Origin of the sequence: Pseudomonas sp. 02C 26, assembly GCF_002843585.1 — a bacterium.
GTDB lineage: Bacteria > Pseudomonadota > Gammaproteobacteria > Pseudomonadales > Pseudomonadaceae > Aquipseudomonas > Aquipseudomonas shirazensis.
Genome location: NZ_CP025262.1, coordinates 4,196,264 through 4,209,076, shown reverse-complemented (window position 1 = coordinate 4,209,076; position 12,813 = coordinate 4,196,264). Strand labels below are relative to the sequence as shown.

The following is a 12,813-nucleotide window of genomic DNA, read 5'->3' as shown; positions in this document are numbered from 1 at the left end:
AATTGCTGGGCCAGCTCTGCTGGCCTTTCGCGACACAAGGCCGCTCCTACACAGAGCGCGTTTGCCTGGAGAGGCTTGGACGGTAGAGCACCAGGTAGTAACACGCCAAGCCGATCAACCAGCAGAACACCGCTGTCCAGGCATTGTGTGAAAAGAAATGCGCGCCCTGCAGCATCCGCCCAAGCGACAGCACGCTGCCGAGGGTAAACGCCAGCAGCAAAGCGCCTCGGGCCAACCGCGGTCGGCGATCACGCAATGCAAAAAACAACGCAAACAGGCTAAAACCGGTCGCCGCATGGCCTCCGGGCCAGCAGCGTCCGGGTTTGTCGGTTTGCGGCCTGGCTTCGAGCAATTTGCTGTAGGTCTGCTCACCGCCAAACTGGCTAAGGCTCCACGGGCATTGCACCGCCGTGGCAACCTTGAGCGGGGTGACAAAACTGGTCGACAGGGCCAGCGACAGTACCAGGCAGCCCAGCTCTCTGCGCCAGGCAAACAGCCGCTGCCAGAACAGGCTGGCAAAAAACGCCAGCACCGCCACCAGCGCCAAGCCAATGACCACCTGCTTGACCCCATCATGGAGGATGTTTTCCAGGACATAGCTGTGGCGACCGATGAACTGCCCGGCGCCCGGATCGAAGGCGAGGGCGGCCAGGGACATATCCAGTGATGTCGATTCGAGCAGCAGCAGTGCGAGTGCGCAGCCCAAGGGGATCCCCAGGTATAACCACAGATTCAGCGGACGCGGGCGGACGGCGGGGGGCATGGTGACTCCAGGCGCAGAAAAAGGCGGCGATTGTCTGCCTGGGGCTATATTTGCGCTGTGAAGTTTTGGTGAAAAATATGTCAGCAGCAGTGATCAGCCGGCAAGGCTGGCGCCGCGCCAGCGATGTCCGTAAGCTGCGCCTGCCGCGCACTGCGAAAGCGCCGCACAGGAGAAACCGATGCGCATTCTTTTGGTTGAAGACAACCGCGATATCCTCGCCAACCTGGCTGACTATCTGGGTATGAAAGGCTACACGGTCGATTGCGCCCAGGACGGTCTGTCCGGTTTGCACCTGGCCGCAACTGAGCACTATGACCTGATTGTGCTCGACATCATGCTGCCCGGCATCGATGGCTACACCCTGTGCAAGCGCCTGCGCGAAGATGCCCGGCGCGATACCCCGGTGATAATGCTCACGGCTCGCGATCAGCTCGATGATCGTCTGCAGGGCTTTCGCTCGGGCGCCGACGACTACCTGCTCAAGCCGTTCGCGCTGTCGGAGCTGGCGGCGCGTATCGAAGCAGTTCTGCGCCGCGCGCAGGGCGGTGGCCGGCGTACACTGCAGGTGGCAGACCTCAGTTACGACCTCGACACCCTTGAGGTCACCCGCGAGGGCAAGCTGCTAAAACTCAACCCGGTCGGCCTCAAGCTGCTCGCGGTACTGATGCAGAAGAGCCCCCACGTACTGCGCCGGGAAGTTCTCGAAGAAGCCCTGTGGGGCGATGACTGTCCCGACAGCGACAGCCTGCGCAGCCATGTGCACCAGTTGCGCCAAGTGATCGACAAACCGTTCGAAAAGCCCCTGCTGCACACCGTGCATGGCGTTGGCTACCGCCTCGCCGAGGGTCGCGATGGAGTTTAAGCAAAGCCTCGCCCAGCGCATCATCATCGCCTTTGCCTTGATGAGTGCTTTAGTCGCAGGCGCCTTCGCCTTCGGCATCGTGGCGACCGTACACCTGGTCGAGGAGCGGCTGATTTCAACCGTGCTCGGCGGTGACCTGCAGCGCCTGCTGCGCATGGACAGCGTCAGTGACTGGAGCCATCGACCACGGCCCGACCAGCTGTTCTATTTCAGCGGCGGGCGCGATGACTTCGAGCTACCCAAGGACCTGCATCACCTCGAACCTGGCTTTCATGAAGTATTTCGCGATCAGCTTTCCTACCATGCGATGGTCGAGGTTGTAGACGGCCGCCGTTATGTACTGCTGCAGGACCAGAGCGATTTCGAAGAGCGCGAGCGACTGCTGTTTGCAGTGGTGGTGGTAGGTTTTGTGCTCAGCCTGGTACTGGCAGTATTCCTCGGCTGGCTGCTGGCGCGCCGAGTGATGGCGCCGGTCATCCGCCTGGCACGGCAGGTGCGCCATCGTGACCAGTTGCTGGGCCTGGCCCCGCCGCTGGCGCCGGACTATGCCGCCGATGAGGTAGGGCAGCTGGCAGTGGCGTTCGACGATACCCTTGGCCGTCTGCGCGATGCCCTCAACCGCGAGCGGCTGTTCACCAGTGACGTCAGTCATGAATTGCGCACGCCATTGATGGTCCTGGCGACCTCCTGTGAACTGCTGATCGAGAACCCGAGCCTGGACACCCGTTCGCGGGCCCAAGTGGAACGCATCGCCCGCGCCACCGAAGAGATGCAGGAGCTGGTCAAGACTTTCCTCATGCTCGCCCGGGCGCAGCATGACGAGGGCGCCGTGGCCTCGAGGGCCAGCCTGCGCGAAGTCGGCGATGACTTGATCGGTGTCTGGCGCGACACTATCGAGCAAAAGGGCCTGACCCTGCACTACGACGGGCGTGCCAACGCCAGCCCGGTCTTGTACAACGCTACCTTCCTGCAATCAGTGATGGGTAACCTGTTGCGCAACGCAGCGCACTACACCGATTCTGGTTACATCCGCTTGACGCTCGACGCCCAGGGTTTCAGCGTCGAGGATAGCGGTGTGGGCATCCCCGAAGAACAGCGCGAAGAAATGTTCAAGCCGTTCGTGCGCGGCGGTGAACGTCGTGGCGAAGGCCTGGGCTTGGGCCTGTCGCTGGTGCAGCGTATTTGTGACGACCAGGGCTGGCAGGTGACGCTGACGGCGACGGCGCCACATGGCTGCCGCTTCCAGGTCGATCTTAGCCCCGGTGGTGTAGATACGCCGCCCGACGACATCGCCTGATATCGGTAATCGCTTGTAATGATGTAGGAAAAGGCTTACAAGTTTTTCACATCTGCATCACCTGAGCCCGACGCGCGTCTTTCTAAATTGCGCGCATCAGCTCAGGAGATGCCCGATGCGCAGCCCGATAAAACTCGAGTTTTCCGAAAAGTACGACCAACAACACGCGCAGGATTACCTTTACAAGCACCAGAACGGTTTTGCCCGGCGGCTGTCCCATCTGCGCGACGAGCAGTTGGCTCGGCGTGCGCTGACACTGGCTGGCGACCCTGGTCTGGTGCTGGATCTGCCGAGTGGGGCAGGGCGCTTCTGGCCATTGCTGGCCGAAAAAGCCAATCGGGTGATCATCGGTGCAGACAACTCCAAGGCGATGATCGAGACAGCCTGTGCCGCGCAACCGCCAGCCGTAGTGGCGCGGGTACGGCCCTTGCAGACTTCTGCTTTCGCCAGTGATCTGCCGGACAACGCAGCAGACAGCATTTTCTGCATGCGGCTGTTTCACCACATCGGTGAAGCCAGCCATCGGCGCACGATTCTCTCGGAATTTCATCGGGTTAGTCGCGACAGCGTGATCGTTTCGTTGTGGGTGGATGGCAACTTCAAGGCTTGGCGGCGCAAAAAGCTGGAAAAGCGCCGCAACAACAGAGCCGACAAGGACAGTTACCAGAATCGTTTCGTGTTACCTGCTGACACAGTTGAGCAGGAGTTTCTTGCGGCCGGCTTTCGTATCCAGGAGCGCCTGGATTTCCTGCCGCTCTACGCCATGTGGCGGGTCTACGTGTTACGCAAGGGGTAGAGAATATGGTGGTGACTCAGGGCCGTGAATCGCAATTCGATTTCTACTGGCAGCAGCAGGGCGAGTGGGTCGAGGAGCCCAATCAGCGCCGCGGTGGCGAAAGCGGAGTGCAGCGCCTGAACGACGCCAGCGGCCAACTGCTGTATGCCAAGCGCCAGATCGGCCATACCTACCGCAGCCTGCTGCACCCGTTTGGCCGGCCGACAGTGCTGCGTGAGCTGGATGCGCTGCACAGCTTCGAGCAGCTTGGCGTGCGCGTGCCACGTATCGTCTACTGCGGTGCACAGCGCGATGGCGAGCACCAATGGCGGGCATTGCTGGTCAGCGAAGCGCTGGATGGTTTTGTCGACATGGAGACCTGGTACGCCAACGGCGCTCGCCAAGCGTATCCAGCAGTCCTCCACGAACGCATGCTCAAGGATCTGGCCGAAAACCTCGCGCGCATGCATCAGGGCCATTGGCAGCACGGCTGCCTGTATGGCAAGCATGTGTTCATCAAGGTCAATGGCGAAGGCGAGCAGGCCACCGCCGAAGTCGCCTTGCTTGACCTGGAAAAGTGCCGCCGACGGATCAGTCGCCAGCGCGCAGCACTCAACGACCTCGGTCAGCTACGGCGCCATTCGTCACTCAACGATACTGAATGGCAAACATTGCTCTACTTTTATCAGACGGCGTTTGGCAGCGCAGTCAAAGGTTTAGGGTAATGAAACTAGAAATCGCTCGAACTTTGTTCCTGGTGTCGTCGCTGGTAGTGACCACGGTTGCGTTCGCCGCTTGGGAGCAGCCGCGGCCTACGGTTTTCAGCAAATCGGATCTGCTCAGCCAATGCCCGCCACCGCGCAATGTGAAAGCCCAGGTCACGGTACAGCCGGATCAGGACTTGTTGCTGCTGTTGTTTGGCCTGCGCCAGGGCGTGCGACCGTTCGGTTGAAACATACTGCGGTGTTGGTGATGTAACTGTCGTGCAGGGAAAGGCGCACACGGGGGAGGGGTGATACGGTCTTGCTTCGAGCCCGGTCCGTCCGTGTGCCTATCCCTAACGTCAGGACGAAGCACTCACTATGGAAATCCGCCTGCTGCACGGCGCCGCTATCGCACCCTTTATCGCAGAGCTTGGGCAATTACGCCTGGAGGTGTTGCGAGAGTACCCCTTTCTGTATGACGGGACCGCAGAAGAAGACGCTGACTATCTGGCAGACCTTACCCGTTCCGAGCGCAGCTTGTTGGTACTCGCTCAAGCGCGTGGGCAGGTAGTGGGTGCATCCATTGGTCTGCCTCTGGCCGATGCGGCGCAAGCGCTACAGGAGCCATTTGTGACGCGCGGCCAGGATCCGGCCAAAATCTTCTACTTCGCTCAATCGTTGGTGTTGCCGGCTTATCGCGGGCAAGGCCTGGGTGTGCGGTTTTTTATCGAGCGCGAGTCCTACGCCCATAAGCTGGCCGATTTCGATTTCTGCGCGTTCTGCAGCGTGGAGCGGCCTGGCGTTCATCCGTTGCGGCCCGCCGACTACCGACCGTTGCATGGCTTCTGGCGCAACCGCGGCTTTTTACGAGATCCGTCATTGCGTTCAGGCTGCGTCTGGCGTGACCTGGATGAGCAGCAGACGAGTGAAAAGATCATGGCGTTCTGGCTCAAGGCATTGTTGAAGTGAAGTGTTTCTATGAGGCTCTGTGGAGCGTCAGCAATACCTTCGGCAACCCCGGGTGCGCCAAGGCCTGACATGTGAAAACAAAACGCCCGGCAAATGCCGGGCGTTTTATTGAAGCAGTGAAGGATTACTTCACTTCAACCGCCAGGCTCTGGGCAATCTTGCTCTGCCACAACGCAGGCCCAGTGATATGCACTGACTCACCATTGCTGTCGACCGCAACGGTAACCGGCATGTCTTTGACCTCGAACTCGTAGATCGCTTCCATGCCCAGTTCGGCAAAGGCCAGCACTTGCGATTTACGAATCGCCTGAGCGACCAGGTAGGCAGCGCCACCCACGGCCATCAGGTACACCGCCTTGTTGTCCTTGATCGCTTCGATCGCAGTCGGGCCGCGCTCGGACTTGCCGATCATGCCCAACAGGCCGGTCTGCTCGAGGATCTGCCGGGTGAACTTGTCCATCCGCGTGGCGGTGGTCGGGCCGGCCGGGCCGACCACTTCGTCACCGACCGGATCGACCGGGCCGACGTAGTAGATGAAGCGGCCTTTCAGATCGACCGGCAGCTCTTCACCGCGGTTGAGCATCTCGACCATGCGCTTGTGCGCGGCGTCGCGGCCGGTGAGCATCTTGCCGTTGAGCAGGATGGTTTCGCCTGGCTGCCAGCTGGCGACTTCTTCCGGGGTGATCTCGTCGAGGTTGACGCGGCGCGCGCTCGGGCCGGCTTCCCAGACGATTTCCGGGTAGGCGTCCAGCGACGGCGCTTCAAGCTCTGCAGGACCGGAGCCGTCAAGCACGAAGTGGGCGTGACGGGTAGCCGCGCAGTTGGGGATCATGCACACCGGCAGCGAAGCGGCGTGGGTCGGGTAGTCCATGATCTTGACGTCGAGCACGGTAGTCAGGCCGCCCAGGCCCTGGGCGCCGATGCCCAGCTGGTTGACCTTGTCGAACAGCTCCAGGCGGATCTCTTCGATGCGGTTCTGCGGGCCACGGGCCTTGAGCTCATGGATGTCGATGGATTCCATCAACACTTCCTTGGCCATGACCGCAGCTTTTTCGGCAGTACCGCCGATGCCGATGCCGAGCATGCCAGGCGGGCACCAGCCAGCGCCCATGGTCGGCACGGTCTTGAGCACCCAGTCGACGATCGAATCGGACGGGTTGAGCATGGCCATCTTCGACTTGTTCTCGGAGCCGCCGCCCTTGGCTGCGACGTCGACTTCCAGCTTGTCGCCTGGCACTACCGAGTAGTGGATGACGGCTGGGGTGTTGTCCTTGGTGTTCTTGCGCGCCCCGGCCGGGTCGGCCAGGATCGAAGCCCGCAGGACGTTCTCCGGCAGGTTGTAGGCGCGGCGCACGCCCTCGTTGATCATGTCGTCGACGCTCATGGTGGCGCCATCCCAGCGCACGTCCATACCCACGCGCACGAACACGGTGACAATACCGGTGTCCTGGCAGATCGGGCGGTGGCCTGTGGCACACATGCGCGAGTTGATCAGGATCTGCGCGATCGAGTCACGGGCAGCCGGCGATTCTTCACGCAGGTAGGCTTCGTGCATCGCCTGGATGAAGTCAACGGGGTGGTAGTACGAAATGAATTGCAGGGCATCGGCGACGCTCTGAATCAGGTCGTCTTGCTTGATCACGGTCATGCAGCGCGCTCCTCTTGAAGACGGGAACATCGGTAAAAGGCTTTTCGACCACCAGCGTGGCGAAACGCCTGGCAACGCGGCGGCAGGTCAGGCCGACGCAAAAAAGGCGCGGCAGTATAGCGCGCATACCGGTGCGACACACCACCGCATGCGCGGGACCAAGGTCTGAAGCGGGTTGGCAGTGATGTTGAGTGTGTTCTGTACAATACCCGTATAACCCCGGAGGCCTCTGAACCATGCCCGATGTTTACGTAGGCGCGCAGCGAATCAGCGTGCCTGCCACCAGCAATTTGCTCGATGCCCTCAATGGCGCAGGCTTCAATGTGCCCTACAGTTGCCGCGCCGGCAGTTGCCATGCATGCATGGTGCGGTGTCTTGACGGCCAGCCTGATGACCTGAAACCAGAGGCTCTGAGCCCGGCCCAGCGCGAGCAGGGCTGGCGGTTGGCCTGTCAGTGCCAGGTCACGGGCGACTTGCGCCTGGCGTTGTTCGACCCACTGCATGATGGCTTGCCGGCGCACGTGTGCCAGCTTGACTGGTTTGCCGATGTGCTGCGCCTGCGCTTGCGCCCGCAGCGGCTGTTGCGCTATCAGGCCGGGCAGCACCTGTTGCTGTGGGCCGGGGAGGTGGCGCGCCCGTATTCACTGGCCAGCCTGCCGGGCGAGGATGACTTTCTCGAGTTTCATATCGACTGCCGACGCCCGGGCGCATTTTGTGACCGTGCACGTGCGTTGCGGGTTGGTGATGAGCTGAGGCTTGGCGAGTTGCGCGGTGGCGCATTGCATTACGACCCGGACTGGCAGCACAAGCCGCTCTGGCTATTGGCTGCAGGCACTGGTCTGGCGCCGCTGATAGGGATATTGCGCGAGGCGTTGCGCGCAGGACACAACGGTGAGATCAAGCTGCTACAGGTGGCTCATGCAGAGGAGGGGCATTACCTGAAAGACACAGTGATTGCCCTGGCCCAACTGCACACTGAAGTGAGCGTGGAGTGGGTGCTTGAGGATCGAGTGCAGGAGGCGTTGGCTGGGTTGCGTCTGGCGTCGCGGCAGACGGTGGCGCTGGTGTGCGGTGCGCCGGCCAGTGTCGAGCGGTTCGCACGACGCTTGTTCATCGCCGGCTTGCCGCGTAATCAGCTGTATGCCGATGTGTTTTTGTAGGAGCGGCCTTGTGTCGCGAGAGGCGCGCGGAGCGGGCCCACACTTTCAGCTTCGCCGCCGATATTGCCGGGCCAGCTTTGCTGGCCTCTCGCGACACAAGGCCGCTCCTACAGGGAGCGGCGTGTTGGCGGGGTTCAGCCGACCAGCGGATCACCGACGTGCAGGATCTTCATGCCATTGGTGCCACCGATGGTGTGGTAGCTGTCGCCTTTGGTCAGGATCACCCAGTCGCCTTGCTCAACCAAACCGCGTTGCAGCAGCTCGTCGACGGCCGCCTGGCTGACCTTGTCGGCCGGCAGCGAGGCCGGGTCGAACGCGATCGGGTAGACGCCACGGAACATCGAGGCACGTGCCTGGGTCGCGCGGTGCGGAGACAGCGCGTAGATCGGCACATGCGAGCGCAGGCGCGACATGATCAGCGGGGTGTAGCCACTTTCGGTGAGGGCGATGATCGCCTTGACGCCGGGGAAGTGGTTGGCGGTGTACATCGCCGCCAGGGCGATGCTCTCGTCGCAACGCTCGAAGGTGGTGTGCAGACGGTGGCTGGAGCGCTGGTTGGTCGGGTGCTTTTCAGCGCCCTGACAGATCCGCGCCATGGCCTGTACGGCTTCGATCGGATAAGCACCGGCAGCACTTTCAGCCGACAGCATGACCGCATCGGTGTTATCCAGCACGGCGTTGGCCACGTCGGAAACTTCGGCGCGGGTCGGCATCGGGTTCTGGATCATCGACTCCATCATCTGGGTCGCGACGATCACCGCTTTGTTGTTGCGGCGGGCGTGCTGGATGATCTTCTTCTGGATACCGATCAGCTCGGCATCGCCGATTTCCACGCCGAGGTCGCCACGGGCAACCATTACGGCGTCGGAGGCAGCGATCAGGGCGTCGAGGGTTTCGTCGTCGGCAACCGCTTCGGCGCGTTCGATCTTGGCCACCAGCCAGGCGCTGCCGCCGGACTCGTCACGCAGTTTGCGTGCGTATTCCATGTCCTTGGCATCACGCGGGAAGGACACGGCCAGGTAGTCCAGGTCCATCTCGGCAGCCAGCTTGATGTCGGCCTTGTCTTTCTCGGTCAGGGCCGGTGCGGTCAGGCCGCCACCTTTGCGGTTGATACCTTTGTGGTCAGACAGCGGGCCGCCAACCAGCACCACACAGTGCAGGGAGTCGGCGGTAGCGGTCTCGACGCGCATGACCACACGGCCATCGTCGAGCAGCAGCTCGTCGTTCACGCCGCAATCCTTGACCAGGTCGGGGTAGTCGATGCCGACGATATCCTGGTTGCCTTCGGTCAGCGGGTGCACGGTGGAGAAGGTGAACTTGTCACCGATCTTCAATTCAATGCGCTTGTTGCTGAACTTGGCGATGCGGATCTTCGGACCCTGCAGGTCGCCCAGCAGTGCGACGTGACGGCCGTTCTTGGCGGCGATCTCACGGATCAGGCGGGCGCGAGCCTTGTGCTCGTCCGGCGTGCCGTGGGAGAAGTTCAGGCGGGCAACGTCGAGGCCGGCAAGGATCAGTTGTTCGATCACTTCTGGCGAGTTGCTGGCAGGGCCAAGGGTGGCAACGATTTTGGTACGGCGGATGGTCATGCATAGACTCCTGTAGTGAAGCGCAGCGAGAGGCTACTCCTCAATTGCGCTGTAGTCATTGTTCCGTTGCACTACCTTGCGTCTTGCGGGGGTGGCATTTGTACGGTCGCGCTATGCTTGCAAAAGCGTGTGAAGATTTGCCGCGTCGGGCCGATACACTGCCTATCAAAGGAGAATCCCCATGCGAACCCTGATCGTTCTGGCGATTGCCGCCAGCGTCGTTGGCTGCACCCGTTGGTCGATGGACCATCACCTGAACAACGCCTACCGCGCCTATGATCGTGGCGATTGCCAGCGGGTGATGCTCGAGCTGTCCCAGGTCGATCGGACCAGCCGCGCGCGGCCGTTCATCCATCCTGAAGTGGCCCTGCTGCGTGGCCAATGCCTGGAGCGGCAGAAGCTCTACGTCGATGCTGCGCAGACCTACGAGTACCTGGTTCAGCGCTACCCGCAAAATGAGTACGCCTACCGCGCCCGTGCGCGTCTGCTGACGCTGGAAAAGCTCGGCCACTATCGCCAGCCTGCCGTGGCCAGTCCGGTGCACACCACGCCTTGGCGCTAATACCAAGGTGTCATTGATTTCACGAGATTCGCCACAGCGGCTGGGCTAAGCTGTATCTTAGCTGTAACAGCAACCGCCAGTACCTCGTATTCCTGGCCGCGGAAACGGGACACTACCTGTCATCATGTTTATCCAGCGCCACATCCAGCGTCACCAGTTGCCTTGTGTACTCAAGGTCTACAACCGCTTTACCGATCAGCAGATCGGCTACCTTGGCAATGCCTCCGAAGACGGTTTGATGCTGATCAGCTCGCTGCCGGTGCTGGTCGGGCCCGACTACGAACTGCAGCTGCGCGTGCCCTTGCCCGGCGGCGCCTGGCAGTTTATCAACCTGTCGGCAAGCTGCCTGTGGTGCCGCGAAGACCAGACGCCCATGCATTACGACTCAGGCTTCATGCTGCTACAGGCACCGCGCGAGTACGATGAATTCGTGCATTCACTGCGTGACTTCTTCAGCTTCCGTCCTGCCGCCAACGCCTCTGCCTGACCCTGGCGACACATTCTGCCTGCATTGGAGGTGCGAACTGCCCGCCCGGGCCGCTAGACTCACGGTCGACCTAGCTACAGGACGAACCCGTGAGCTCCAGCATCTTCTGGCACGACTACGAAACCACTGGTATCAACCCGCGTTGCGACCGGCCGTTGCAACTGGCGGGGCTGCGCACCGATTTCGACCTCAATGAAATCGAAGAACCGGTCAATCTGTTCTGCCAACCGTCGGCAGATATTTTGCCGCATCCGATGGCCTGCCTGGTCACCGGCATCACTCCTGAGCAACTGGCCAGCAATGGCCTGTGCGAAGCCGAGTTCATGACCCGTGTGCATCAGCAACTGGTGCGCCCTGGCACCTGCGGCTCCGGCTACAACACCCTGCGCTTTGACGACGAGGTGACCCGTTACAGCCTCTATCGCAACTTCTTTGACCCGTATGCTCGCGAGTGGCAGGGCGGCAACAGCCGCTGGGATCTGATCGATGTGGTGCGCACGGCCTATGCCCTGCGCCCTGAAGGCATCGTCTGGCCGCAGCAGGACGGGCGCACCAGCCTGCGTCTGGAATTGCTCAGCAAAGCCAATGGCATCGATCATGGGCATGCTCACGAAGCGCTTTCCGACGTGCGGGCGACCATCGCTCTGGCGCGATTGATTCGGGATAAACAGCCAAAGTTGTATGACTGGTTATTTCAGTTGCGCAGCAAGCATAAAGTCATGGAGCAGATTCGGCTATTGCAGCCATTGGTACATATTTCCGGGCGTTTCTCCGCTGAGCGAAATTACCTCGGCGTGGTACTGCCGCTGGCCTGGCATCCACGTAACCGCAACGCACTGATTGTGTGCGACCTGCAGTTGGAAACCTCTCCGCTACTGGATGAAAGCGCCGAAACATTACGCAAGCGTTTGTACACTCGGCGTGACGAATTGTCCGACATGCAATTACCGGTGCCGCTCAAGTTGGTGCAAGTCAACCGCTGCCCGGTACTGGCACCGCTGTCGGTATTGCGCCCGGTTGACCAACAACGATTGGGGATTGATCTGTCCCTGCTGCAAGCACGCGGCGAGCAACTGGCACAGCAACAAAACGTCTGGCAAGACAAACTCGCCGCGATTTACAGCGCCGAAGAATTTGGCGCAAGCGACGACCCCGAGCAGCAGTTATATGCAGGCTTTATTGGCGACCGTGACCGCCGTCTGTGCGAACAGGTGCGCGTGGTCGACCCGGCGCAACTTGGCCGATCACAATGGATGTTCGATGATCCACGGCTGCCTGAACTGTTATTCCGCTACCGGGCGCGAAACTTCCCCGAGACCCTGGATGAGCCAGAGCGACAGCGCTGGCTGCAGTTCTGCCAGCAACGTCTTGGCGACCCTGCGGCGGGCGCGCCGATTACCCTGGAGGGTTTCGAAAAGGCCCTGCAAAGCGCATGGGCAACAGCTGACGAAGGCGGGCGGCAGGTACTGCTTGCCTGGCAGCAGCATGCCGAGAAACTGCAGCAGTCATTTGTACTGTAATGTGTCCAGACAATAAAAAACGCCGGCAATAGCCGGCGTTTTATTCAAGGCAGCAAAGCGGACTTATCAGTCCAGCAGGGTTGCCCAGCCTTCAACCACATCGCCACCCCATTTGGCTTTCCATTCTTTCAGGGTCTTGTGGTTGCCGCCTTTGGTTTCGATAACTTCACCATTGTGCGGGTTCTTGTATTGCTTGACCTTGCGCGCACGCTTGGTAGTGGTGGTCTTGACGCCGCCACGTGGGGCCTTGCTCAGTTTCGATTCCGGGTCGAGCAGGGCGATCACATCACGCAGCGATTTGGAATATTCGCCCATCAGGGTGCGCAGCTTGCCTTCGAATTCCAGCTCTTTCTTCAGCTTGTCGTCTTGCGACAGGTTGGCCAGACGAGCTTGAAGTTCTTTGATGGCTTCTTCTGTGGCGCGGTATTCGTTGATCAGAGACATGAAGTGTTCCTTAATAGTGCATGTACAGGGAGT

The 12,813-nt window shown here is 60.9% G+C and carries 14 protein-coding genes; 10 read left to right on the top strand and 4 right to left on the bottom strand.

Annotated features, from left to right (window positions below; translation table 11 throughout):
- Positions 1-46: 46 nt before the first annotated feature.
- On the bottom strand, positions 47-763 hold the full coding sequence (locus tag CXQ80_RS19180; protein ID WP_101321967.1) for a phosphatase PAP2 family protein: 717 nt from the start codon (positions 761-763) through the stop codon (positions 47-49).
- 178 nt (positions 764-941) lie between these two features.
- Between CXQ80_RS19180 and colR the strand changes: the two genes are divergently transcribed.
- The 6 genes from colR to CXQ80_RS19150 all read left to right on the top strand — a co-directional run bounded on the left by colR (position 942) and on the right by CXQ80_RS19150 (position 5,370).
- Positions 942-1,625: a two-component system response regulator ColR gene (gene colR, locus CXQ80_RS19175; RefSeq protein ID WP_101321966.1), complete on the top strand. Its 684-nt coding sequence runs from the start codon at positions 942-944 to the stop codon at positions 1,623-1,625.
- Positions 1,615-2,922: a HAMP domain-containing sensor histidine kinase gene (locus CXQ80_RS19170; RefSeq protein WP_101321965.1), complete on the top strand. Its 1,308-nt coding sequence runs from the start codon at positions 1,615-1,617 to the stop codon at positions 2,920-2,922. The genes colR and CXQ80_RS19170 overlap by 11 nt, the downstream gene beginning before the upstream one ends.
- Positions 2,923-3,037: 115 nt before the next feature.
- The gene (locus tag CXQ80_RS19165) at positions 3,038-3,718 is read left to right on the top strand and encodes a class I SAM-dependent methyltransferase (RefSeq protein WP_101321964.1); all 681 of its coding nucleotides are present in this window, start codon (positions 3,038-3,040) and stop codon (positions 3,716-3,718) included.
- A 5-nt stretch (positions 3,719-3,723) separates the two neighbouring features.
- Positions 3,724-4,422 carry a lipopolysaccharide kinase InaA family protein gene (locus CXQ80_RS19160; RefSeq protein ID WP_101321963.1) on the top strand — a complete coding sequence of 233 codons (699 nt, stop codon included), beginning with the start codon at positions 3,724-3,726 and terminating at the stop codon, positions 4,420-4,422.
- Positions 4,422-4,649 (top strand): hypothetical protein, encoded by a 228-nt coding sequence (locus tag CXQ80_RS19155; protein ID WP_101321962.1) that lies wholly within the window; start codon positions 4,422-4,424, stop codon positions 4,647-4,649. Before CXQ80_RS19160 ends, CXQ80_RS19155 begins: the two co-directional genes overlap by 1 nt.
- A 130-nt stretch (positions 4,650-4,779) precedes the next feature.
- Positions 4,780-5,370 (top strand): GNAT family acetyltransferase, encoded by a 591-nt coding sequence (locus CXQ80_RS19150; RefSeq protein ID WP_101321961.1) that lies wholly within the window; start codon positions 4,780-4,782, stop codon positions 5,368-5,370.
- A gap of 124 nt (positions 5,371-5,494) precedes the next feature.
- Here the strand turns inward: CXQ80_RS19150 and CXQ80_RS19145 are convergent, their stop codons facing one another.
- On the bottom strand, positions 5,495-7,018 hold the full coding sequence (locus tag CXQ80_RS19145; protein WP_101321960.1) for a fumarate hydratase: 1,524 nt from the start codon (positions 7,016-7,018) through the stop codon (positions 5,495-5,497).
- 236 nt (positions 7,019-7,254) lie between these two features.
- On the opposite strand from CXQ80_RS19145, the gene CXQ80_RS19140 reads away from it, so the two are divergent.
- Complete coding sequence (locus CXQ80_RS19140; RefSeq protein ID WP_101321959.1) at positions 7,255-8,178, top strand: iron-sulfur-binding ferredoxin reductase; 924 nt, start codon at positions 7,255-7,257, stop codon at positions 8,176-8,178.
- A 134-nt stretch (positions 8,179-8,312) separates the two neighbouring features.
- Here the strand turns inward: CXQ80_RS19140 and pyk are convergent, their stop codons facing one another.
- Entirely contained in the window at positions 8,313-9,767 is a 1,455-nt protein-coding gene (gene pyk, locus CXQ80_RS19135; protein WP_101321958.1) for a pyruvate kinase, read from the bottom strand.
- Positions 9,768-9,948: 181 nt separating this feature from the next.
- On the opposite strand from pyk, the gene CXQ80_RS19130 reads away from it, so the two are divergent.
- The 3 genes from CXQ80_RS19130 (at position 9,949) to sbcB (ending at position 12,336) form a co-directional block, all read left to right on the top strand.
- Positions 9,949-10,329 carry a hypothetical protein gene (locus CXQ80_RS19130; protein WP_101321957.1) on the top strand — a complete coding sequence of 127 codons (381 nt, stop codon included), beginning with the start codon at positions 9,949-9,951 and terminating at the stop codon, positions 10,327-10,329.
- Between the two features lie 124 nt (positions 10,330-10,453).
- A complete protein-coding gene (locus CXQ80_RS19125; RefSeq protein WP_101321956.1) occupies positions 10,454-10,816 on the top strand; it encodes a PilZ domain-containing protein in 363 nt (120 codons plus the stop codon).
- An 89-nt stretch (positions 10,817-10,905) separates the two neighbouring features.
- On the top strand, positions 10,906-12,336 hold the full coding sequence (sbcB, locus tag CXQ80_RS19120) for an exodeoxyribonuclease I (RefSeq protein WP_101321955.1): 1,431 nt from the start codon (positions 10,906-10,908) through the stop codon (positions 12,334-12,336).
- A gap of 66 nt (positions 12,337-12,402) precedes the next feature.
- Here the strand turns inward: sbcB and mvaT are convergent, their stop codons facing one another.
- Positions 12,403-12,780 (bottom strand): histone-like nucleoid-structuring protein MvaT, encoded by a 378-nt coding sequence (gene mvaT / locus CXQ80_RS19115; RefSeq protein ID WP_101321954.1) that lies wholly within the window; start codon positions 12,778-12,780, stop codon positions 12,403-12,405.
- Positions 12,781-12,813: the final 33 nt, after the last annotated feature.

What these genes read in the sequence shown, in the direction of transcription:
- CXQ80_RS19180 (WP_101321967.1), bottom strand. Translation starts at nt 763, where the DNA reads ATGCCCCCCGCCGTCCGCCCGCGTCCGCTGAATCTGTGGTTATACCTG.
- colR (WP_101321966.1), top strand. Translation starts at nt 942, where the DNA reads ATGCGCATTCTTTTGGTTGAAGACAACCGCGATATCCTCGCCAACCTG.
- CXQ80_RS19170 (WP_101321965.1), top strand. Translation starts at nt 1,615, where the DNA reads ATGGAGTTTAAGCAAAGCCTCGCCCAGCGCATCATCATCGCCTTTGCC.
- CXQ80_RS19165 (WP_101321964.1), top strand. Translation starts at nt 3,038, where the DNA reads ATGCGCAGCCCGATAAAACTCGAGTTTTCCGAAAAGTACGACCAACAA.
- CXQ80_RS19160 (WP_101321963.1), top strand. Translation starts at nt 3,724, where the DNA reads ATGGTGGTGACTCAGGGCCGTGAATCGCAATTCGATTTCTACTGGCAG.
- CXQ80_RS19155 (WP_101321962.1), top strand. Translation starts at nt 4,422, where the DNA reads ATGAAACTAGAAATCGCTCGAACTTTGTTCCTGGTGTCGTCGCTGGTA.
- CXQ80_RS19150 (WP_101321961.1), top strand. Translation starts at nt 4,780, where the DNA reads ATGGAAATCCGCCTGCTGCACGGCGCCGCTATCGCACCCTTTATCGCA.
- CXQ80_RS19145 (WP_101321960.1), bottom strand. Translation starts at nt 7,018, where the DNA reads ATGACCGTGATCAAGCAAGACGACCTGATTCAGAGCGTCGCCGATGCC.
- CXQ80_RS19140 (WP_101321959.1), top strand. Translation starts at nt 7,255, where the DNA reads ATGCCCGATGTTTACGTAGGCGCGCAGCGAATCAGCGTGCCTGCCACC.
- pyk (WP_101321958.1), bottom strand. Translation starts at nt 9,767, where the DNA reads ATGACCATCCGCCGTACCAAAATCGTTGCCACCCTTGGCCCTGCCAGC.
- CXQ80_RS19130 (WP_101321957.1), top strand. Translation starts at nt 9,949, where the DNA reads ATGCGAACCCTGATCGTTCTGGCGATTGCCGCCAGCGTCGTTGGCTGC.
- CXQ80_RS19125 (WP_101321956.1), top strand. Translation starts at nt 10,454, where the DNA reads ATGTTTATCCAGCGCCACATCCAGCGTCACCAGTTGCCTTGTGTACTC.
- mvaT (WP_101321954.1), bottom strand. Translation starts at nt 12,780, where the DNA reads ATGTCTCTGATCAACGAATACCGCGCCACAGAAGAAGCCATCAAAGAA.